Below are 22,129 nucleotides of genomic sequence, written 5' to 3' on the forward strand. Positions count from 1 at the left end.
CCCGCTCGGCCACTCGGTGCTCCGGCTCCTCAGGTCCGTCGCCCGAGCCGTCGCCTGGCTGGCCGGGCAGCTCGCCACCGCCCTGTACTGGACCGCCCGCGTCCTCGTCGTGCTGCCCGCCGCCGCCCTGTGGCGCTGGGTCCTCGCCCCGGCCGGCCGCGTCCTGGGCGTCGTCCTCGCCGAGGTTTTGGACGCCCTCGGACTCGCCTGGCGGGCCGCCGGACACGTCGTGCGCGCCCTCGGACGGATCCTGGGGACCCTCGTGCGGTGGATCCTGCTGGCACCCGCCCGCTTCCTCTACCGGACCGTCCTCACCCCGCTCGGACACGTCGTGCGCGACCACGTGCTGAGCCCCGCCGCCCAGGTCGCGCGGGCCGTCGGCCGCGCCGTCCGGCAGGCCCGCGCCGACCTGCGCCGCGCCCTGTTCGGCGAACCGTCCCTCCCGGCCGCCGCGGACCGCCGGGAACCCGTGGGCCGCGACACACGTACTCTTGAGGGATAGCAGGACACGGCAGCACGGCCCCCGCGGCGGTGCCGCCCCCACGAGAACCACGAAGGACTGACGACACTGGGCAAGCGACAGCCCGAAGGCCCGCCGCCCGCACCGGCGGTGCAGCGCATCCGACTGCGCTACACCAAGCGCGGCCGCCTCCGGTTCACCAGCCACCGTGACTTCCAGCGCGCCTTCGAGCGGGCGCTGCGCCGCGCCGAGGTGCCCATGGCCTACTCGGCGGGGTTCACCCCGCACCCGAAGGTGTCGTACGCCAATGCCGCACCCACCGGCACCGGCAGCGAGGCCGAGTACCTGGAGATCGCGCTCACCGCGGTCCGCGACCCGGAGCGGCTGCGCGTCCTCCTCGACGAGTCCCTGCCCGCCGGGCTGGACATCGTCGACGCGGTCGAGGCCCGCACCTCGGGCCTCGCCGACCGGCTCACCGCCTCCGTCTGGGAGATGCGGCTGGCCGGCCTGGACCCGGCCCTGGCCACGGCGGCCGTCGCCGCGTTCAACGCGGCCGACGCCGTGGACGTGCAGCGCATGACCAAGAACGGCGTCCGGACCTTCGACGCGCGCCCCGCCGTCGTACGTCTTGAAACGCACGAGGAAACGGCTGATAGGCCGAGCGACCAGGCCTGTGCGATACTGCGGCTGGTTGTTCGGCACGTGACGCCTGCCGTACGACCCGACGACGTCCTGTCCGGTCTCCGCGCCGTGGCCGACCTGGCGCCGCCGGTCCCCGCAGCGGTGACCAGGCTGGCGCAGGGGCTGCTCGATGAAGAGACCGGCACGGTGACCGACCCGCTCGCGCCCGACCGCGAGGCAGTGGAGGCCCTCTCGAAGGCCGAACCCGCTGCCACCGCGACGGCGCCGGTGTAGGGAAGGTCCCGCGAAGGACGTACGTCGTAACGCGCCGCCCTCGTACTCGGGAGCCACCTGGGTCGGGCAGCGCACCGACCAGAAGACTTTCGCCAGGCCGTCCGCGACAAGGCGTACGGAACCGGCGAGACAGGACACAGAGAGCTCCTGTGCGGCGCCCGCGCCCCACACGGCGGCACCGCGCAACGCGCGAGCCGCGGACGTCACCGGCGGTCGCTCGAACCGAACGACGCCGGATCAGGCGCGGCGCCCGGGAGCCTGACGGGAGAACCGCCCGCATGCTCGAACCGACCGAGCCCATCGAGGGCTCCGAACAGAACACCCCCAGCGACACCCTGCCCCCGCGCAGGCGTCGCCGTGCGGCTTCCCGCCCCGCGGGACCGCCCGCCGGGGCCGAGGCCGTGGCCGAGACCACCGAGCCGCTCTCCGCCGAGCCCGGCGAGGAGACGCCGAAGACCCGGGCCGCGACCGTGACGGCCGAGGCGGACGAGACCGCCGAGGCCGCCGAGGCCGCCCCGCGCACCCGCCGCCGGGCCACCCGCCGCGCCTCCGCGCCCGCGGGCGCCCCGACGGGAGCCGAGGCCGTCGAGACGGCCGAGACCGTCGTGCCCGCGGCCACGGCCGCCACCGAGCCCGCCGAGACCGCCGTGCAGAGCGACGAGGAGGCCGCGCCGCGCCGGACCCGCCGGCGTGCCACACGCCGCGTCACCACCCCCGCCGAGACGGCCGAGGCCGACACCGCCGTGAGTGAAGCGGCCGTCGAGGCACCCGCCGCGTCCGCGGCCCCTGAGGCAGAGGCAGTCGAGGCGGACGAGACCGCCGAGGCAGCCGAGACCACTGCGGCCGTCGAGGAGACCGTGCCCGCCCCGCGCACCCGCCGCCGGGCGACCCGCCGCGCCTCCGCGCCCGCCGACGCCCCGGCCGCGGCCGAGACCGCCGCCGACACCGCACCCGCGGCCGCCGACACCGCCGAGGCCGTCCAGGAGCCCGCCGCCGAGGCCGGCGGCACCGCCGCGGACGCCCCCGCTCCCGAGGCCGAGCCCACCACGCCCGCGCCCCGCAGCCGGCGCCGCGCCACCCGCAAGGTCACCGCGCCCGCAGGAGCGCCCGAGGCCCCCGCGGAGGCCGCCGCCCCGCAGCCGGCCGTCCAGGCCCCGGCCGTCACGTCCGCCACCGAGGCGCCCGCCGCCGAGGAGCCGCAGACCGAGTCCCCGCGGCGCCGCCGCCGGGTCGTCCGGCAGGCCGCCGTCGGGTTCTCCGAGCCCGCCGCCGCCTCCGCCGAGGACGACGCGCAGCGCCGCCCCGCCCGGCCCGCCGTGGCCGTGTTCCAGGCGCCCGTGTTCACCGAGCCGAAGTTCCAGACCCCGGAGCGGGCCGCCGCCGAGGCGGCCGCCGTCGCCGCGGGCACCGAGGAGCCCGAGGAACTCGCCCCCTACCGCCCGGAGCCGGCCGGACAGGCCGAGCAGGCCGAGCAGGCCGAGAGCGGGTCGCGTCGCCGTCGCCGTCGCCGCGGTGCCGCCGACGACGCCCCGGCCGCCCGGCCCGCCGCCGAGGACGAGACCGAGGAGCCCGAGGAGTCCGCCGAGGAGCCCGAGGACGCCGCCGACGGTGACGACGACACCGAGGAGGCCGGGTCCCGCCGCCGTCGCCGCCGCGGAGGCCGCCGTCGCCGCCGTGGTGACGCCGGTGACGGCGAGGGCGGCGACGGCGACGAGATCGCCGCCGAGCACGCCGACGAGGACGCCGAGGACGCCACCGACACCGCCGACCAGGAGGAAGAGGACGACGAGGAGGCCCACGACGAGGCCACCGGCTCCTCCTCCAGCCGCCGCCGCCGTCGCCGCAGGCGCCGCGCCGGGGACTCCTCCACCGACGGCGAGCCCGGCGAGAACGACCCGGAGCGCACGGTCGTCAAGGTCCGCGAGCCCCGCAAGCCGTCCGAGCCGTCCGACGAGGTGCAGTCCATCAAGGGCTCCACGCGTCTGGAGGCCAAGAAGCAGCGCCGCCGCGAAGGCCGCGAGCAGGGCCGCCGCCGCGTCCCGATCATCACCGAGGCCGAGTTCCTGGCCCGCCGCGAGGCCGTCGAGCGCGTGATGGTCGTCCGCCAGCACGGCGACCGCACCCAGATCGGCGTCCTGGAGGACGGCGTGCTCGTCGAGCACTACGTCAACAAGGAGCAGGCCACCTCCTACGTCGGCAACGTCTACCTGGGCAAGGTCCAGAACGTGCTGCCCTCGATGGAGGCCGCCTTCATCGACATCGGCAAGGGCCGCAACGCCGTCCTGTACGCCGGCGAGGTCAACTTCGAGGCGCTCGGCATGGCCAACGGGCCGCGCCGCATCGAGGCCGCCCTCAAGTCCGGCCAGTCCGTGCTCGTCCAGGTCACCAAGGACCCCATCGGCCACAAGGGCGCCCGCCTGACCAGCCAGGTCTCCCTGCCGGGCCGCTACCTCGTGTACGTGCCCGAGGGCTCGATGACCGGCATCAGCCGCAAGCTCCCCGACACCGAGCGGGCCCGGCTGAAGACCATCCTCAAGAAGATCGTCCCCGAGGACGCGGGCGTCATCGTGCGCACCGCCGCCGAGGGCGCCAGCGAGGACGAGCTGCGCCGCGACGTCGAACGCCTCCAGGCGCAGTGGGAGGAGATCCAGAAGAAGTCGAAGAACGGCAACGCCCCGGCGCTGCTGTACGGCGAGCCCGACATGACCGTCCGGGTCGTCCGCGACATCTTCAACGAGGACTTCTCCAAGGTCGTCGTCAGCGGCGAGGACGCCTGGGAGACCGTGCACGGCTACGTCGCGCACGTCGCCCCCGACCTCGCAGGCCGGCTGTCCAGGTGGACCTCCGAGGTCGACGTCTTCGCCACCTACCGGATCGACGAGCAGCTCGCCAAGGCCCTGGACCGCAAGGTCTGGCTGCCCAGCGGCGGTTCGCTGGTCATCGACCGGACCGAGGCGATGGTCGTCGTCGACGTCAACACCGGCAAGTTCACCGGCCAGGGCGGCAACCTGGAGGAGACGGTCACCAGGAACAACCTGGAGGCGGCCGAGGAGATCGTCCGCCAGCTGCGGCTGCGCGACCTCGGCGGCATCATCGTCATCGACTTCATCGACATGGTCCTGGAGTCCAACCGGGACCTGGTCCTGCGCCGCCTGCTCGAATGCCTCGGGCGGGACCGCACGAAGCACCAGGTGGCCGAGGTGACCTCGCTGGGGCTCGTCCAGATGACCCGCAAGCGGGTCGGACAGGGCCTGCTGGAGTCGTTCTCCGAGACCTGCGTGCACTGCAACGGCCGCGGCGTCATCGTCCACATGGAGCAGCCGAGCTCCGGCGGCGGTGGCGGCGGCAAGCGCAAGAAGCGCGGCCGCGGCGGCGACGGACACGAGCACGACCACGACCACGACCTGCACGGGACCCACACGTCCGCCACCGACGGCGCCGTCGAGCACGCCGAGGCCGTCCAGGCGGCCGAGACGGCGGCGGAGGTCGCGGCCGAGGCCGCCGCCCCCGTCGCGCTGCCCGCCCCGGACTTCGCACCCGACGAGGAGCTGTACAGCAGCGTCGCCGAGGCGGAGGCCGCGGCCGGACGTGGTCGCGGCCGCCGCCGGGCGAGCCGCCGGGCCTCGGCTCCGGCCGGCGCGCCCAGGGAGCGCGCGGGACGCGGACGCGGCGCGGACGCCGAGACGCCGGCCGCCCGCGCCGAGCACGAGGTGGTGCCGGAACCGGCCGCCGAGGCGCACGCCGAGCCGGTCGCCGTGGAGGACCCGGTCGTCCAGGCCCCCGAGGCGCCGCAGACCCCGGCCGCCGACGAGGCCGCGCCCAAGGGCCGTACCCGTCGCCGGGCCACCCGGAAGGTGTCGGCGCCCGCCGGCTCCCCGGCCGGTGCCGAGACGGCCGTGGTGACCGTCGTCGCCGAGTCCGCCCCGGCGGCCGAGGCGGTCGCCGAGCCGGCGGCGGAGACGGCCGCGGAGCCCGAGGCGGCCGCGGAGCCCGAGGCGGCCGCGGCCGCCGAGAGCGTCGCACCGGCCCGCCCGCGCCGCCGCGCGGTCCGCAAGGCCACCGCGCCGACCGCGTCGGAGGAGGCGGCCGTCGTGGTCGTCCCGGCGACGGAGGCCGCCGACGCCGCCGACGCCGCCACCGAGGCCGCCGAGGACGTCGAGGAGGCCGCTCCGGCCAAGAAGACGGCCCGCAAGACGGCCGCGAAGAAGACCGCCGCGAAGAAGACGGCGGCCAAGAAGACGGCCGCCAAGAAGACCGCGGCCAAGAAGACGACGGCCAAGACGACGGCGAAGAAGGCGGCCAAGACCGCCAAGACCGCCGCCGCCAAGTCGACGGCGAAGAAGACCACCACGGTCGCCGCCGCCTCCGACGAGGCCTGACACCCGGATACGGGACCGGTCCGCGCGACCGGTCCCGTACCCCGTGGGACCCGTTCCGAGTGATCGGCCCCACATCTGACGGGGCCCGGTTTGACCCCCTCGGCCACCGCCCCGTAACCTTGACCGTCGGCGTGTCCGTGAATATGAGGACGCGCCACATCCCCGTAAACCTCTTCCTCCGGAGCACACGGTGTTCCGGAGAGGCCGTCCGCCTGCCGGACGGCTGGACTGCGGGGGTGCCGTTCCCCGAGCGAGAGAGTGAGATCCGCGTGTACGCCATCGTGCGCAGCGGTGGCCGCCAGCACAAGGTTGCTGTCGGCGACATCGTTGAGGTTGACAAGATTTCCACTGCCAAGGTTGGCGACACGGTCGAGCTCTCGACCCTGCTCGTTGTCGACGGCGAGGCCGTGACCAGCGACCCGTGGGTGCTGGCCGGCATCAAGGTCCAGGCCGAGGTCGTGGACCACCACAAGGGCCAGAAGATCGACATTCTGCGCTACAAGAACAAGACCGGTTACCGTCGTCGTCAGGGCCACCGCCAGCAGTACACGGCGATCAAGGTCACTGAGATCCCCGCGGCTGCGAAGTAAGGGACTGAGGAGAGATGGCACACAAGAAGGGCGCATCGTCCACCCGTAACGGTCGTGACTCCAACGCTCAGCGCCTCGGCGTGAAGCGCTTCGGCGGTCAGGTCGTCAACGCGGGCGAGATCCTGGTCCGTCAGCGCGGCACCCACTTCCACCCCGGCGCCGGCGTCGGCCGTGGCGGCGACGACACGCTGTTCGCGCTGCAGCCCGGCGCGGTGGAGTTCGGTACCCACCGTGGCCGCAAGGTCGTGAACATCGTTCCGGTCGCCTGAGTCCTGGTCTTCTGACCGGACGGCACCGAGCCCTCCCGCGGGAGGGCCCGGACCGAACGCACCGCGAGGCGGACCTCACTTCCCGGTCGGGAAGGCGGGTCCGCCTTTCGCGTGTTGACATAGGCAACACCCCGTACTCCCCCCGGCCCTCGCCGGGGGTATCCCCAGGAGGCACACCACCATGACCACCTTCGTGGACCGCGTCGAGCTGCACGTCGCCGCGGGTAACGGAGGCCACGGCTGTGCCTCCGTACACCGGGAGAAGTTCAAGCCGCTCGGCGGCCCCGACGGCGGCAACGGCGGCCGCGGCGGCGACGTCGTCCTGACCGTCGACCAGTCCGTGACGACCCTCCTGGACTACCACCACTCCCCGCACCGCAAGGCCACCAACGGCAAGCCCGGCGAAGGCGGCAACCGTGCGGGCAAGGACGGCCAGGACCTGGTCCTGCCCGTGCCCGACGGCACCGTGGTGCTCGACAAGAACGGCAACGTCCTCGCCGACCTCGTCGGCCACGGCACCTCCTACGTCGCCGCACAGGGCGGCCGCGGCGGCCTCGGCAACGCGGCCCTCGCCAGCGCCCGCCGCAAGGCCCCCGGCTTCGCCCTGCTCGGCGTGCCCGGCGACCTCCAGGACGTCGTCCTGGAGCTGAAGACCGTCGCCGACGTCGCCCTGGTCGGCTACCCGAGCGCAGGCAAGTCCTCGCTGATCTCCGTGCTGTCGGCCGCCAAGCCGAAGATCGCCGACTACCCGTTCACCACCCTGGTCCCCAACCTCGGTGTGGTCACCGCCGGTTCCACCGTCTACACCATCGCCGACGTCCCCGGACTCATCCCCGGCGCCAGCCAGGGCCGCGGCCTCGGCCTGGAGTTCCTGCGCCACGTCGAGCGGTGCAGCGTCCTCGTGCACGTCCTGGACACCGCCACCCTGGAGTCCGAGCGCGACCCGCTCTCCGACCTCGACGTCATCGAGGAAGAGCTCAAGCAGTACGGCGGCCTCGACGACCGCCCCCGGATCGTCGTCCTCAACAAGACCGACATCCCCGACGGCAAGGACCTCGCCGACATGGTCCGCCCCGACCTCGAGGCCCGCGGCTACCGCGTCTTCGAGGTGTCGGCGGTCGCCCACCTCGGCCTGCGCGAACTGACCTTCGCGCTCGCCGACCTGGTCGCCCAGGCCCGCGCCGCCAAGCCGAAGGAAGAGGCGACCCGGATCGTCATCCGGCCCAAGGCCGTCGACGACGCCGGTTTCACCGTCACCCAGGAGGAGGACGGCCTCTTCCGGGTGCGCGGCGAGAAGCCCGAACGCTGGATCCGGCAGACCGACTTCACCAACGACGAAGCCGTCGGCTACCTCGCCGACCGCCTCAACCGCCTCGGTGTGGAGCAGGAGTTGATGAAGGCGGGCGCCCGCTCCGGCGACGGCGTCGCCATCGGCCCCGAGGAGAACGCCGTCGTCTTCGACTGGGAGCCGTCCGTGATGGCCGGCGCCGAGATGCTCGGCCGCCGCGGCGAGGACCACCGCTTCGAGGAACAGCGTCCCGCCGTGCAGCGCCGCCGCGACCGCCAGGCGGAACGCGACGAGTCACTGCGCGAGTACGGAGACTTTGACCCGTTCGAGGAGTGACGACAGCGGGAGACGAGCGCGGAGCGCCCGGGGCCGACCGGCCCCGGGCGCTCCGCGCGTCACGGCGGCCTTTCGGTCACTCCCGGCGGACGCTCAGCCCGTCACGGCGGGGCGTTCACCCCGTCACGGCGGGCTTGAGGACCTCCTCGCACCACGAGCGGAACGACGTCGGCGTCGTCGACTGCGCCGTGCGCGGCTCGGCGTTGTCCAGCCCCCTGTTCTTCGCCTCGAACATGTCGGCCAGCCCCCGGGCCATCCCCTCGGTCATCCCGAAACCGGTCATGCGCTCCCGGAACGCCTCGCCGGTGATCCGCCGGTAGCCGACCTCGGTGCCGAGCACCTCGGAGACGATCCTGGCCATGTCGTTCGGCGACAGGTCCTCGGGGCCGAGGCAGGCGACCTCCCCGGACCGCGTCCAGGTGCCGTCCAGCAGCAGCCCCACGGCGGTCGAGGCGATGTCCCGGGCGGCCACCAGCGGCGTCCGCAGCTCCGGGTCGGCCATCATCGCGAAACAGCCCTGCTCCCTGATCGACCCGACGTGGTTGAGCAGGTTGTGCATGAACGACGGGCACGCCACCGCCCGGAAGTTCACCCCCGACGCGGCGATCAGCTCGCACATCGCCCGCGACGACGTCACCGCCCCCGCGTGCTCCGCGAGCCGCGTGCCACGGCCCAGCGCCGTGACGGCGACGACGCGCCGGACACCGTGCCGGGCGAACGCCCGCGCCGCGGGACGGGTGAAGTCGACATAGGCGGCGTCGGCGGTCGGCGCGGCCGGGTCGTCGGGCGCCAGCCAGAAGACGGCCTCGGCGTCCGCGCAGGCCCGGTCGATCACGCTCTCCTCCCCGTGCGAACCCTCGACCACCTCGGCCCGCGCCCGGACCCCGGGAGCGAGCCGCGAGGCGTCCCGGGTGACCAGACGCGGCCGCTCGCCGCGATCGAGCAGGCCGTCGACGACCAGACGGCCGATGGTGCTGGTGGGTGCGGTGATGACGTACACGGGCGTGCCCTTCGTGGTCGTGGAACGCGGCGATCCCCACGGGGCCGGTCCGCCGCCCCCGCTCCCGCCGGCGAGGACCACTCTTCGCCGCGCACCGCCCGCACAGCCATGCAAAGATAGGCAGCCAATCCTTGCCGGAACCGTAAAAACGCAGCTCAGAAGGGTCATGTTGATCGATCTCAACCTGCTGCGCGTCCTGGACGCCCTGCTCCAGGACAACAGCGTGACGCTGGCCGCCGAACGGCTCGGCACCTCGCCCGCGGCGGTCAGCCGCACCCTCGCCCGCCTCCGCCGGGCCGTCGGCGACCCGCTCCTTGTGCGCGCGGGCCAGGGCCTGGTCCCCACCCCGCGCGCCCTCGAACTCCGCGACCAGGTGGCCGAGTTGCTGCGCGGCTGCGACGACGTCCTGCGGCCCGGCGCCGGCTTCGACCCCGTCCACCTGCAACGCGCCTTCACCGTGCAGAGCACCGAACTGCTCCTCGTCGGCCTGGCCGGCACCCTCACCGACCACGTCCACGCCGAGGCCCCGCACGTGGACGTCGTCTTCGTGCCCGAGGCGCTGGAGGGCGGGCCCGCGCTGCGACAGGGCCAGGTCGACGTCGAACTGGGCGTCCTGGGCCGCCTGGACCCCGAGATCCGCACCCGCCGGCTCGCCCGCAAGACCCTGGTCGGCGTCGCCCGCGCCGGACACCCGCTCCTGGAGGGACGGATCACCGCCCGCCGGTTCGCCGCCGCCGGACACATCGGCATCTCCCGGCACGGCAGACGCCTCGGCCCCATCGACCGCGCCCTCGACGGACTCGGCCTCCGGCGCCGTATCGCCGTCGTCGTCCCCAGCCACACCAGCGCCATGCTGCTCGCCCGCACCACCGACCTCGTCGCCCTCACCGTCGCCGACTGGCTCGACGACACCATCGACGCACTGGGCCTGCGCACCTTCCCGATACCGCTCGCCCTCGACCCCGTCGAGTTCGGCATGGCCTGGCACCCACGCAACTCGGCCGACCCGGGCCACCGCTGGTTCCGCGACCGGCTGGCGGCGGCGGTCACAGCGGCGGCCGCCACCGAACCGGCGGCGGGCTGACGGGGAGCCGGGGAGCCGGGGAGCCGGGGGCAGGGGGACGTCGGCGCCGTGCGCTCGATCGGCCGGCTCCGGCGGATGACCACACCGGCCGGGTCCAGCGGTGTGGTCCGCCGGGCCGCTCCACCGGTCCGGCCCTCTGGCGGCCGGGCGCCCGTTGTCCGCCTGGTTGTCATGCGCACGAAGCTCCTCGTTCAGGGCGCGGACCGTCGGCCCGTGGGAGCTTCCGAAGGCCAGACCGTCCAAGAGGCCACTGTGGCAAGGGAGTCCGCGCATGACCGGAGCACCGTCGCCCGACCGACGCCGCTTTCTGACCACCGGCGCCGCCGTCCTCACCGCCGCCGCGTCCGCCCAGCTCTGGCTCCCCGCCTCCGCCCAGGCGGCCGAGACCCCGCTGCCCGACGGCGTGTTCGGCCTCGGCGTCGCCTCCGGCGACCCGCTGCCCGACGGCATCGTGCTCTGGACCCGACTCGCCCCCGACCCCCTGAACGGCGGCGGCATGCCCGACACCGTCGTCCCCGTCGCCTGGGAGATCGCCGAGGACGAGCGGTTCCGCAAGCCCGTCCGCCGGGGCACCGCCCACGCCCGGCCCGAGTACGGGCACAGCGTCCACGTGGACGTACGAGGCCTGCGCCCCGGCCGCGCCTACTGGTACCGCTTCCGCGCCGGCGGCCGGATCTCCCCGACCGGCCGCACCCGCACCGCACCCCACCCGCACGCCGGGAGCGGCTCCCTGCGCCTGGCCCTGGCCTCCTGCCAGAACTGGCAGCACGGCTACTTCACCCCGTACGCCGACATGCTCGCCCAGGACCCCGACGTCGTCCTCTTCGTCGGCGACTACATCTACGAGTCCACCCCGTCCTCGGCCGGCCCGCGCCGCCACGAGGGCACCGGAGAGCCGTACACCCTGACGCAGTACCGCAACCGCTACGCCCAGTACCGCAGCGACCCCGACCTCGCCGCGATGCACGCGAACGCGCCCTGGGTGGTCACCTTCGACGACCACGAGGTCGACAACGACTGGGCCGGGCAGGTCCCGCAGGACCCCGACAAGCAGTCCCACGACGCGTTCGTCGCCCGGCTGACCGCCGCCTTCCAGGCCTACTACGAGCACATGCCGGTCCGCGCCACCGCGATCCCCGACGGCCCGCACATCCAGATGTACCGCCGCCTGGAGTTCGGCCGCCTCGCCCGGCTCAACGTGCTCGACACCCGGCAGTTCCGCAGCGACCAGGTCACCAGCCAGGCGGCCGCCGAGGACCCCTCCCTCACCATGCTCGGCGCCGCGCAGAAGCAGTGGCTCCTCGACGGGCTGCACCGCTCACCGGCCCGCTGGAACCTCGTCGCCTCGCAGATCATGATGGCCGAGACCGACATCCTGCCCGGCGAGGGAAAACTCTGGTACTACGACGCCTGGGACGGCTACCAGGTCGAACGCAACGCTCTCCTGGACGAGTTCGCCTCGGTCCGCAACCCCGTCGTGCTCAGCGGCGACCGGCACCTCACGATGATCAGCGACCTGAAGAAGGACTTCGCCGACCCGTCCTCGGACGTCGTCGGCGCCGAGTTCGTCGGCACCTCCATCTCCAGCAACGGCGACCAGGACCAGGCCGCCTTCCACGCCCAGTTCGACCCGCTCAAGCCCGACAACCCGCACTGGAAGGTCATCGACGCCCACCGCGGCTACCACCTCTTCGACATCCGCCGCGACGGCATCGACGCGCGCGTGCGGGTCGTCGACACCGTCGTCCGCCCGCAGGCGACCGCCGGCACCCTCGCGACCCTGCGCGTCGAGGCGGACGAACCGGGCGTCCGAGTGGTCTGAACGGCAGACGCCCGGCACCCCGTGGAGGCCGTCCCCGCCGCCTGCGCCCGCCCCGCGGTGACGGGTGACGCCGCGCCCACCGAGAAGCACTGGACCCTCCTGCTCGAGCAGGTGGAGGCCACCGGATCCCGGACCTCCGTGATCAGTAGCGAGTTCGTCGCCGACGCCGCCGACGACGAGACGGTCGCCCGGATCGTCGAACAGCTCGGTGGCGACCGCGTCCACGGCCTCGTCACTCTGCGCCCGCTCGCCCGGATCGCGTCCTCGCAGTGGCAGCAGTACGTGCGGAACGGGCTGCGCACGGGGTACGAGGAATGGCTGCACCACATGCTGCGCCAAGCCCCCTACGAGAAGCCCACCCTCAGCTTCTGGCGCCGGCACCGGCACCGGCACGACCGTCTCGTCGAACGCTGGGGCCGCGCGGTCGGCTCACCGTCGTCGTGGTCGACGACCGCGACCGCGATGCCCTGATGCGCACCTTCGAAGCACTGCTCGGGCTGCCCGAATACCTCCTGCAGCCCGTCCCGGACACGGCGAACCGCTCCCTGACCCTCGCCGAGACCGAAATGCCGCGCAGGCTCAACGTGGAATTCCGCGGCCATGGGCTGCCCGACGAGCTCTATTCCCGGCTCGTCCGCAACGGCGCCGTCATGCATATGAAGAACACGTGCGGCCCCGCCGCCGACGAAACGAAGATCTCTCCCCCCCCGACCGGGCCGTGGAGGCCGCCGGCCGCATCGGCGCCGAGATGGCGCGGCACATCGACGCCACGGGCGTCCGCGTCATCGGCGACCCGTCCCTGCTCTCCGCCATACCCCGGCAGCCCGGCCCGGCCCCCGCCGAGACCCGCATCGCACCGGAGGTCGCCGCCCAAGCCCTGTACGGCGCACTCGCCGCGGCCGCCGCGGTGCCGGTGCGCCACAGGGCCGAGGCGAAAGCGCGCACGGTGCCCCAGACGTCGTCGAAGGACCTCCTGCGGGTCCTGGGCCACCGATGTCTGAAGAAGCTGTGACGACGAAGAAGCTGCGACGACACTGAAACGGTCCTGTGCCCGGAGGGGCCGGGGCAGGCCGGGACGGTCTCGGGCGCGCCGGGCCGCCCCGCAAAGCACGTCTTAGCCGCGCTAAGGCATCCGCGAGGCACGTCTTAGTGTGACTGAGACGTGCCACACGTCACGCACAGCAATCAGAATGCCTTGTGCAGTTACTCACAGCAAATTCACGGAACGTCCCCGGACGGCCGCGAGGCGATGGCCGTCACCAGGGCAGCCAGGTGAATGAAAGGTTGCGGGCACATATGCGGCGGGCGGCGCTCACCTTGCACACCGGTTACTCGAAGTGGGACCATTTCCGAGTTCCCTGATGCCCCAAGGTAGGTCACCTGTGTCCCAGCACATAGCCAAGCCCCGAACCACCGCAGTGATCCTGGCCGGTGGCACCGGCCAGCGGGTGGGTCTGTCGATCCCCAAGCAGTTGCTGAAGATCGCCGGCAAGGCAGTCATCGAGCACACCCTGACCACCTTCGAGAACACCGACTCGATCGACGACATCATCGTCCTGATGGCCCCGGGCTACGTTCCGGACGTCGAGAAGATCGTCGCCAAGGCCGGGTTCACCAAGGTCAAGAAGATCATCGAGGGCGGCACCACACGGAACGAGACCACCGAGCGCGCCATCGCCGCCCTCGGCGAGGGCCTCGCCGAGGGCGAGGACCTCAACGTCCTCTTCCACGACGCCGTACGCCCCCTGCTGTCGCGCCGCGTCATCGACGACTGCGTCACCGCGCTGGAGCGCTACGAGGCCGTGGACGTCGCCATCCCGTCCGCCGACACCATCATCGTCACGCGCACGCACGGCCAGGACGGCGAGTTCATCACCGAGATCCCGGACCGCTCCCGGCTGCGCCGCGGCCAGACCCCGCAGGCCTTCAAGCTGTCCACGATCAAGCGGGCCTACGAGGTCGCCGCCGGCGACCCCAACTTCCAGGCCACCGACGACTGCTCCGTCGTCCTCAAGTACCTGCCGGACGTCCCGATCCACGTCGTCGCGGGTGACGAGTACAACATGAAGGTCACCCAGCCCGTCGACGTCTTCATCGCCGACAAGCTGTTCCAGCTCGGCTCCACCGCCGCGCCCGAGCAGAAGGACGAGGACGCCTACCGCGAGCTGCTCACCGGCAAGACCGTGGTGATCTTCGGCGGCTCGTACGGCATCGGCAAGGACATCGCCGAACTCGCCGAGTCCTACGGCGCGAACGTCTACGCGCTGGGCCGCTCCACCACCGGCACTCACGTGGAGAACCCGGAGGAGGTCGACGACGCGCTCTCCAAGGCGTACGCCGAGACCGGCCGGATCGACCACGTCGTCAACACGGCGGGCGTGCTGCGCATCGGCAAGCTCGCCGAGACCGACAACGCCACCATCGAAGAGGCGATGAAGGTCAACTACCTGGCCCCGGTGCAGATCGCCCGCTCCAGCTACAAGTACCTCGCCGAGACCAAGGGCCAGCTGCTGCTCTACACCTCCAGCAGCTACACCCGCGGCCGCGCCGAGTACAGCCTGTACTCCTCGACCAAGGCCGCCATGGTGAACCTCACCCAGGCCCTGTCCGACGAGTGGGCCGGCGACGACATCCGCGTCAACTGCGTCAACCCCGAGCGCACCGCCACGCCGATGCGCACCAAGGCGTTCGGCCAGGAGCCGTCGGGCACGCTGCTCTCCTCCGAGGCCGTCGCCCGCACCTCCCTCGACGTGCTGCTGTCGGAACTCACCGGCCATGTCATCGACGTCCGCCAGCAGGACCCGACGGCCGCCGCCGGGCAGGCCTCCGGATTCGAGCAGGCGCTGGCCAGTGTCCTGGACCGACAGGACGGCGTGGCATAATCGGCGTCCCTTAGTCAGCTGTAATTCAGGCCTCTGTGGCTGCGCGTTCGCGGAGCATTCACAGGGGCCTGAACCGTAGGAATCCCCGATCGACAACCTCGCCGATCGTCCGCAAGGTCAAATTCCGGCCTTTTTGTCAGCAAAAGGTTCTCCGTGATATCCACCGCAATTCGCGTCGCCCGGGTGGGCAGCGCGGCCGAGCTGGCCGCGGCGGCACTCATGATGCTGGGCTTCCCCGTCCTCATGGTCGCCGCGCTCGTCCCGAGCGTGTACGCCTTCGCGGCCGCGGCCGCCGTCACGTACCTGGCGGACCACTACCTCCACCGCAAGGGCAGCTATCTCGTCAACCGCCTGAGCAAGGTCAGGGCCGGTCTGTCGATCCGCTTCCTGATCCGGCAGCTGCTGCTGATCCTGCTGCTGGCCCGGATGGACCTCTCGAACCACCTGATCTTCTACGGCGCGATCGCCTGCTTCATCGCCTCCTACGGCCTCCAGGCACCGCACGGCGCGCTCGTCCAGCTCATCCGCAACCGCCGCCGGATGCCGGTCGCCACCCGCAACGTCGACCTCAAGTCCCGCATCCGCATCCCGGACGCCCCGCCGCGGGGCCTGCTGGACCGCTCCGCCGAGAAGATGCTCCACCTCGACCTCGTGGCCGTCGTCGGCCTGCTGATCTCGGCGATGACCGACAACGCGATCGCCGGATTCGCCGGCATCGGGGTCACCCTCGCGCTGGGCTGCCTGTACGTCCTCGTGCTGATGCCGTACGTGCGCGGCCGCAAGACCCCGCCGGACGCCGACACCGTGCTGGCCGCCGTCGACGACTGGCTGGGTCAGTACAAGCCCGAGACCGTCCTGTACTTCTCCGGCTCCAAGGACTCCGCGTACCAGGTCAACATGTGGCTGGAGACCATGGAACAGCTGGACTCCCGTCCGCTGGTCCTGCTCCGCGAGCGCGTCATCCTGCAGAACCTGGCGCCCACCACCGTCCCCGTCATCTGCGTGCCCGGCGGCGTGCACCTGATGAACCTGGACCTCGCCACGGTCCGCGTCGCCCTCTACGCGGCCAACGTCGGCAAGAACATCCACCTGCTGCGCGTCCCCACCATGAAGCACGTCTTCATCGGCCACGGCGACAGCGACAAGCTGGCCAGCGTCAACCCGTTCAGCAAGGTCTACGACGAGGTGTGGACCGCCGGCCGCGCGGGCCGCGACCGCTACGCCATCGCCGACGTCGGCGTCCGCGACGCCGACATCGTCGAGGTCGGCCGCCCGCAGCTGGCCCCCATCCAGGGCCGGCCGGCCGCCCCCGCCGAGGGACGCTGCCCCACCGTCCTGTACGCGCCCACCTGGGAGGGCTGGGACGGCAACCCCGGCAACACCTCCCTCGTGCTGGCCGGCGAGAACATCGTGAAGAAGCTGATCAAGGCCGACCCGCCGGTCCGCGTTCTCTACAAGCCGCACCCCTTCACCGGCACCGTCAGCGCCCAGGCAGGCGCCGCCCACCGGCGCGTCACCGCCCTCCTGGAGAAGGCCGCCGCCCAGCGCGCCACCGACGCACGCTTCACCACCGACGCGACCGCCCTGGCCGCCGCGCAGGCCGACCTGACACGGATCGAGGCCCGCCTGGCCGAGCTGGCCGGCACCGGCGGCGAGAAGCGCGACGAGGCCGAGGCCAGCCGTGACGACGTCGTCGACCTCAAGAAGCATGAGGAGATCGCCCGGCTGCGCGCCGAGTGGAACGACGCCCACTGGCGTTCCTTCCCCGACCACCAGCACCGGGTCGTCACCGGCGCCGAACCGCGCCTGTACGACTGCTTCAACGTCTCCGACGCGATGGTCTCCGACATCTCCAGCGTCGTCTCCGACTTCATCGCGAGCGGCAAGCCGTACGCCGTCACCGACTCCGCCGACGTCGGCGTGGAGGAGTTCAAGCGGGCGAACACCGCCGTGCGCGCGGCCGTGATCCTCACCAACAGCGCCAAGGAACTTGACGCGCTGCTGGACGCCGTACGCGATCCCTCGGCCGATCCGCTGGCCCTGGAGCGCGACGAACTCAAGCAGTACCTGCTGGGACCGGACGAGCCGACCTCCATCGAGCAGTTCAACGCCGCCCTCGCCGCGCTCGCCCGCAAGGCCGAGGCCCGCAACCTGGGCCAGGAGGCCCGGATCGCGGCAGGCGACCCGGAGGCGGCCGAACTCGCCGAGGTACTGCCCGGCGACCCGGTGAAGGCCGCGGGCGAAGCCGAGAGCAACCCCACCGGCTGACGACCGCTCGCCACCGACGCCGAGGGGGCGCGGTCCCGGAATCTTTCCGGGACCGCGCCCCCTCGGCGTCGTTTCTTACCGATGCTTCGTCGTCTTCGATGAGCAGCTCTTACCGGCCGTCCGTACTCTCGGAAGCAACCCGCTGTACACCGCACGGCAGGCTTCCTGTCACGTGACGTGTGCCACTGCAAGTGCGCCCCGAGGCAACCGGTTGCCTCCGCCGGTCATCTACACCATTGCGATCCAGATGACGCAGGGGGAACGCACCATTGACTAGGGGGAAACGTGACCGTCGTTGCGCAGCCTGATGTGACCGTGATCATCGGGGCGTACGAAGCGATGCCGTATCTCGTCGAATGCCTGGCCTCCGTGGAAGGCCAGACCCTCGACCCGGCACGCATGGAGGTCATCGCGGTCGACGACGGGTCGACCGACGGCACGGGGGAGTACCTGCAGGAGTTCGCGGCCCGCGCCGCCATGCCGGTGACGGTCATCCGCCAGGAGAACTCCGGCGGCCCCAGCGGCCCCCGCAACGTCGGCCTCGGCAAGGCCGCAGGCCGCTACGTGTTCTTCCTGGACGCCGACGACCGGCTCGGCCCCGAGGCCCTGGAGCGCATGGTCGCCATGGCCGACAAGAACAACACGGACGTCGTCCTCGGCAAGGTCGAAGGAATCAACCGCAAACCCCCGCAGTCCATGTGGGGCAAAACGCTCGACCGGACCGACGTCTTCTCGTCCAACATCAAGTTCACGCTCAGCGCGCAGAAACTGTTCCGCCGCGCACTCCTCGAACAGCACGGCATGCGTTTCGACGAGTCCCTGTGGACCGGCGAGGACGCGCTGTTCACCATGGAGGCCTACCTGCGCGCCGACGGCGTCTCCGTGGTCGCCGACTACCCCTGCTACTACCTCGTCGGCCGCGAGGACGGCAAACACGTCACCAAGGGCGGCAGCTACATCCTCCGCTTCGACTCGGCACGCGCCCTCATGAACCTGATCGCGGACATGGTGCCGGCCGGCCCGCGGCGCGACACCCTCATGGTCCGGCCGTTCCTGGTCACCCTGCTCCCGCAGTTCGGCCCGAGGTTCCTCAAGGACGGCGACGACGTACGGGCGAAGAAGATGGAGCTGGCCAAGCCCCTGATGGACGCCCACTGGAATCCGGAGATCGCCCGCCGGCTCAGGGTCCACGAACGGCTCAGACTCCACCTGGTCGCCGTCCGCCGCCCCGACCTCCTCCTGGACGTCGTCGAGTTCGTCCGCGCCAAGAAGCAGGCCGGGGCCCTCCTGGAGAAGCGCGGAACCCGCGTCTACTTCACCTACCCGCACTTCCGCGACCAGAAGGCGGGCGTCCCCGACTGGATCTACCTCGCCGAACCCCGCGAGGCCCGCGCCGTCGCGGGCTACCGCGAGGACGCCGCCAACACCTTCCTGCGGCGCGCCGTGCGCAGGCTCCGCAGGTCGCTGCCGAACCGGCAGGTCAAAGCCGCGGCGGCCTGACCGCGCGCCCGGCGCCCGCCGGGACGACTACTGACCCGTCCCCAGCGCCCGCCGGATCGGCCTGCCCACGGCCCGCCGCGCCCGCCGGTACACCGAGGCGGCCTGCGGCGCCTGCGCGGCGACCGCCTTGGCGCGCGTGCCCGCGCGTGCCAGTTCCTTCTGCAGCCTGGCGTTGTCCGCCGACAGCGCGTCGATGCGGCTGTGCAGCCAGCCGAACCGCGCGGTGAGCGAGGCGACGTCCGCGTCGTTCCACGGGCGGACCCCCTCCGGGAACGTCAGCGCGCGCATCCGCTCGTCGAAGGCCGCACCGCCGTCGCCGTGCGTGAACGTGTTCTGCAGGCCGTTGCGGTCGAGGAACCCGGTGAACCGTTCGAAGCGCTCCCGGTGACCGCCGACCAGACCGCCGAAGTCGGCCTCCGCGTACAGCTTCGCCGGATCCGACGAGTCGAGGTCCTTCACCGCCCGGTCCAGCCGCTGGTGCGGGATCTCGAAATAACGGCACAGCTCCAGCGTCCGCGAGTCACCGCACAGCACGGTCGCCGGCGTGCCCGCGAGCAGCGCGGCGATGTTGCCGTGGATGCGCGAACCGAAGGAGAAGTCGAAGGACCGCAGATCGTCGATCCAGGTGATGGGATCGACGTAGACCCGCACCTTGTCCTCGCGGAACATCGGGTGGTCCGGATGGGTCGGCATCGCTGTCACCGCGGCGTTCGGGTCCGACAGGTCCCGCCAGTGCAACTGCCGCGCGTCGCTGAGGTTCTGGCCGACGAACCGCAGATGCGGGTAGCGCTCGTGGGTGCGCGTGATGATCCGGTCCAGACCCTGCGCGCGTACCGCACTGTGCGAGCCGTTGATCGCGATCCGCGAGTCCGGCGTCAACTCCAGCGTCTTCTTGTCCACCTGCAGCCGGTCGCCGTACATGAACAGCGAAGGACAGCCGATCGTCTCGACGTCCTTGAAACCCATGTCCCTCAGGTACTGCTCGGTGAACTCGCCCCGCACGCCGATCGACGCGCTGTGCTCCAGCACCGCCGCGCAGAACTCCCGCACGGTCGGCTCGATCCGCTTGAGCCGGTCCGCGTTGTAGCCGACCCCGGTCTGCGCGCCCACGCCGAGCACGACCACCGGGATCTTCAACCGCGAGATCAGCCGGGTCATCCGCTTCAGCGAGCTCTCGAAGGACGGGCGGAAGGCGTTCGCGAGCGGTATGACGAAGGCGTCGTACTCCTCGTTGATGCGACCGGCGGCGGAGACGTCGGAGGGCATGCCGTTCGAGACGACCTCGGTGCCCGGGGTCTCCAGGATCTTGTGCGCGGCATCGCTGAAGATCAGGTTGCCCGAGTTGGTGGCGATGACGTCCCGGTGCAGGGCCTCTTCGACGCCGACGACGTCGTAGGGGCTCTTGCCCGATCTGAGGAGAATGCGCTTCACGCTGCGATCTTTAGATGACACAGACTTCAAATTAACTTTAAGTTCGTTTCGATTTCTATGGACAGTTCACACAACCTTTTTGCCGTGTTCGGAACGTCACCGGTCAACTACAGGACGGCGGGCCGCCGCCGTGTCCGGAGGCTGGACGGCCGGCCGGACGAGCGGTCCCGTTCGCGTAGATTGCTGCCACGCGCGAGGAAGTGGGGACAGGACGTGGCAAGCGCACGGCAGGCCGTCAGCGAGGCCCGCAGGATCGTCGTCAAAGTGGGCTCCTCCTCGCTGACCACCGCCTCAGGCGGCCTGGACGCCGACCGGGTCGACGCGCTCGTCGACGTCCTCGCCAAGAGCCGCGGCGGCGACAAGGAGGTCGTCCTCGTCTCCTCGGGAGCGATCGCCGCCGGCCTCGCCCCCCTCGGCCTGCGCCGCCGCCCCCGGGACCTCGCCCGCCAGCAGGCCGCCGCCAGCGTCGGCCAGGGCCTGCTCGTCGCCCGCTACACCGCCTCCTTCGCCCGCTACGGCGTCCGGGTCGGCCAGGTCCTGCTCACCTCCGACGACATGAGCCGCCGCGCCCACCACCGCAACGCCTCCCGCACCCTCGACAAACTCCTCGCGATGGGCGCCCTGCCGGTCGTCAACGAGAACGACACCGTCGCCACCGACGAGATCCGCTTCGGCGACAACGACCGCCTCGCGGCCCTGGTCGCCCACCTCGTCCACGCCGACCTGCTCGTCCTGCTCTCCGACATCGACGGCGTCTACGACGGCGACCCGAGCAGGCCCGGCACCGCGCGGATAGCTCAGGTGAAGGGCCCCCAGGACCTCGCCGGCGTCGAGATCGGCAGCGCCGGGAAGGCCGGCGTGGGCACCGGCGGCATGGTCACCAAGGTGGAGGCCGCCCGGATCGCCGCCGCCGCGGGCGTCCCCGTCGTCCTCACCAGCGCCGTGCACGCCGCCGACGCGCTCTCCGGCGGCGACACCGGCACCTATTTCCACCCCACCGGCAAACGGTCCGCAGACCGCCTCCTGTGGCTTCAGCACGCCTCCACCCCGCAGGGCTCGCTCACCCTCGACGACGGCGCCGTCGCCGCCGTCGTCGACGGCCGGAAATCCCTGCTGCCCGCCGGGATCGCCGCCGTGGACGGCGAGTTCTCCGCGGGCGACCCCGTCGAACTGCGCGACGCCCGGGGCCGCGCGGTGGCCCGCGGGCTGGTCAGCTTCGACGCCAAGGAGATCCCCCAGCTGATCGGACGCTCGACCAGGGAACTGGCGCGCGAGCTGGGCCCCGCCTATGAACGCGAGGTCGTACACAGGGACGACCTGGTGATCCTCCACCCGTAAAAACGGGGCGTAACGACGGCCCCCGGTGGGGGACGTTCCGTAAAACCGCCACACGAAGCCTGGCGGCCTGCTCAACTTTGTCTCAGGACCACGTTCCGCACGAGCACAGCTGAAGGAGGCCGTCGTGAGACGAGTGCGCCCTGGGGCTGCGGCGTCCCGCGGTGCTCTGACGAGCGTCGCGGCCGGGGGCACCTACGAGGAGCCCAAGGACCTGCCGCGCCTGTGGCACGTCACCCTCAGTGTCTGCGGTGCCGAGGTCCCCCTTCCGGAACTGCGCCGCGGACTCGAACAACTGGCCCACGACCACCCGTTCCTGCTCACCAGCCGCTACGCGTGCGACCACGCGGAGATCCGCTACTGGGAAGAGGCCCGCGACCTCCACGACGCCGCCGCCGTCGCGCTGCGCCTGTGGGGCGAGCACCGCCAGACCTCCGGACTCCCGGCCTGGGAGATCGTCGGCCTCGAAGTCATCGACCGCACCACCTACCACCAGCGGATCGCCGAGGGCTACGGTCCGCCGCCCGCGACACCGGTCGGTGTCCACCCGTTCTGAACGTGCCCGTTATC

The 22,129-nt window shown here is 72.1% G+C and carries 16 protein-coding genes and 1 pseudogene; 15 read left to right on the forward strand and 2 right to left on the reverse strand.

What is annotated here, in order from left to right; translation table 11 throughout:
- The 6 genes and pseudogenes from ACIRQ9_RS25680 to obgE form a co-directional block, all read left to right on the forward strand.
- Positions 1-502: pseudogene (locus tag ACIRQ9_RS25680) on the forward strand (hypothetical protein); the annotation flags it as partial.
- A 108-nt stretch (positions 503-610) separates the two neighbouring features.
- Complete coding sequence (locus ACIRQ9_RS25685; protein ID WP_404177870.1) at positions 611-1,375, forward strand: TIGR03936 family radical SAM-associated protein; 765 nt, start codon at positions 611-613, stop codon at positions 1,373-1,375.
- A gap of 278 nt (positions 1,376-1,653) precedes the next feature.
- Positions 1,654-5,754 carry an Rne/Rng family ribonuclease gene (locus ACIRQ9_RS25690; protein WP_404177873.1) on the forward strand — a complete coding sequence of 1,367 codons (4,101 nt, stop codon included), beginning with the start codon at positions 1,654-1,656 and terminating at the stop codon, positions 5,752-5,754.
- Between the two features lie 269 nt (positions 5,755-6,023).
- Positions 6,024-6,344 carry a 50S ribosomal protein L21 gene (gene rplU, locus ACIRQ9_RS25695; RefSeq protein ID WP_030217740.1) on the forward strand — a complete coding sequence of 107 codons (321 nt, stop codon included), beginning with the start codon at positions 6,024-6,026 and terminating at the stop codon, positions 6,342-6,344.
- A gap of 14 nt (positions 6,345-6,358) precedes the next feature.
- Complete coding sequence (rpmA, locus tag ACIRQ9_RS25700) at positions 6,359-6,613, forward strand: 50S ribosomal protein L27 (RefSeq protein WP_020940020.1); 255 nt, start codon at positions 6,359-6,361, stop codon at positions 6,611-6,613.
- 181 nt (positions 6,614-6,794) lie between these two features.
- Positions 6,795-8,237 carry a GTPase ObgE gene (obgE, locus tag ACIRQ9_RS25705; protein WP_404177878.1) on the forward strand — a complete coding sequence of 481 codons (1,443 nt, stop codon included), beginning with the start codon at positions 6,795-6,797 and terminating at the stop codon, positions 8,235-8,237.
- A 115-nt stretch (positions 8,238-8,352) separates the two neighbouring features.
- Here the strand turns inward: obgE and ACIRQ9_RS25710 are convergent, their stop codons facing one another.
- Positions 8,353-9,237, reverse strand: coding sequence for an NAD(P)H-binding protein (locus ACIRQ9_RS25710; protein ID WP_404177881.1), 885 nt, complete (start codon positions 9,235-9,237; stop codon positions 8,353-8,355).
- 172 nt (positions 9,238-9,409) lie between these two features.
- On the opposite strand from ACIRQ9_RS25710, the gene ACIRQ9_RS25715 reads away from it, so the two are divergent.
- From ACIRQ9_RS25715 to ACIRQ9_RS25745, 7 genes are all read left to right on the forward strand, one after another.
- The gene (locus ACIRQ9_RS25715; protein ID WP_404177965.1) at positions 9,410-10,321 is read left to right on the forward strand and encodes a LysR family transcriptional regulator; all 912 of its coding nucleotides are present in this window, start codon (positions 9,410-9,412) and stop codon (positions 10,319-10,321) included.
- A gap of 271 nt (positions 10,322-10,592) precedes the next feature.
- On the forward strand, positions 10,593-12,143 hold the full coding sequence (locus ACIRQ9_RS25720) for an alkaline phosphatase D family protein (protein WP_404177884.1): 1,551 nt from the start codon (positions 10,593-10,595) through the stop codon (positions 12,141-12,143).
- Between the two features lie 21 nt (positions 12,144-12,164).
- The gene (locus ACIRQ9_RS25725; RefSeq protein WP_404177887.1) at positions 12,165-12,614 is read left to right on the forward strand and encodes a hypothetical protein; all 450 of its coding nucleotides are present in this window, start codon (positions 12,165-12,167) and stop codon (positions 12,612-12,614) included.
- 247 nt (positions 12,615-12,861) lie between these two features.
- Positions 12,862-13,155 (forward strand): hypothetical protein, encoded by a 294-nt coding sequence (locus ACIRQ9_RS25730; protein WP_404177890.1) that lies wholly within the window; start codon positions 12,862-12,864, stop codon positions 13,153-13,155.
- Between the two features lie 370 nt (positions 13,156-13,525).
- Positions 13,526-15,025: a D-ribitol-5-phosphate cytidylyltransferase gene (locus ACIRQ9_RS25735; RefSeq protein ID WP_404177893.1), complete on the forward strand. Its 1,500-nt coding sequence runs from the start codon at positions 13,526-13,528 to the stop codon at positions 15,023-15,025.
- 153 nt (positions 15,026-15,178) lie between these two features.
- The gene (locus ACIRQ9_RS25740; protein ID WP_404177896.1) at positions 15,179-17,293 is read left to right on the forward strand and encodes a hypothetical protein; all 2,115 of its coding nucleotides are present in this window, start codon (positions 15,179-15,181) and stop codon (positions 17,291-17,293) included.
- Between the two features lie 339 nt (positions 17,294-17,632).
- Entirely contained in the window at positions 17,633-18,793 is a 1,161-nt protein-coding gene (locus ACIRQ9_RS25745; protein ID WP_404177968.1) for a glycosyltransferase family 2 protein, read from the forward strand.
- A 27-nt stretch (positions 18,794-18,820) separates the two neighbouring features.
- Here the strand turns inward: ACIRQ9_RS25745 and ACIRQ9_RS25750 are convergent, their stop codons facing one another.
- Positions 18,821-20,224, reverse strand: a complete 1,404-nt coding sequence (locus ACIRQ9_RS25750) for a polysaccharide pyruvyl transferase family protein (RefSeq protein WP_404177898.1) — start codon at positions 20,222-20,224, stop codon at positions 18,821-18,823.
- 213 nt (positions 20,225-20,437) lie between these two features.
- On the opposite strand from ACIRQ9_RS25750, the gene proB reads away from it, so the two are divergent.
- Together proB and ACIRQ9_RS25760 are read left to right on the forward strand one after the other, a co-directional pair.
- Positions 20,438-21,562, forward strand: coding sequence for a glutamate 5-kinase (proB, locus tag ACIRQ9_RS25755; protein WP_404177901.1), 1,125 nt, complete (start codon positions 20,438-20,440; stop codon positions 21,560-21,562).
- A 124-nt stretch (positions 21,563-21,686) separates the two neighbouring features.
- Positions 21,687-22,115 carry a hypothetical protein gene (locus ACIRQ9_RS25760; protein WP_404177904.1) on the forward strand — a complete coding sequence of 143 codons (429 nt, stop codon included), beginning with the start codon at positions 21,687-21,689 and terminating at the stop codon, positions 22,113-22,115.
- Positions 22,116-22,129: the final 14 nt, after the last annotated feature.

The organism is Streptomyces sp. NPDC101237, from assembly GCF_044767465.1.
Classification (GTDB): Bacteria; Actinomycetota; Actinomycetes; order Streptomycetales; family Streptomycetaceae; genus Streptomyces; species Streptomyces gramineus.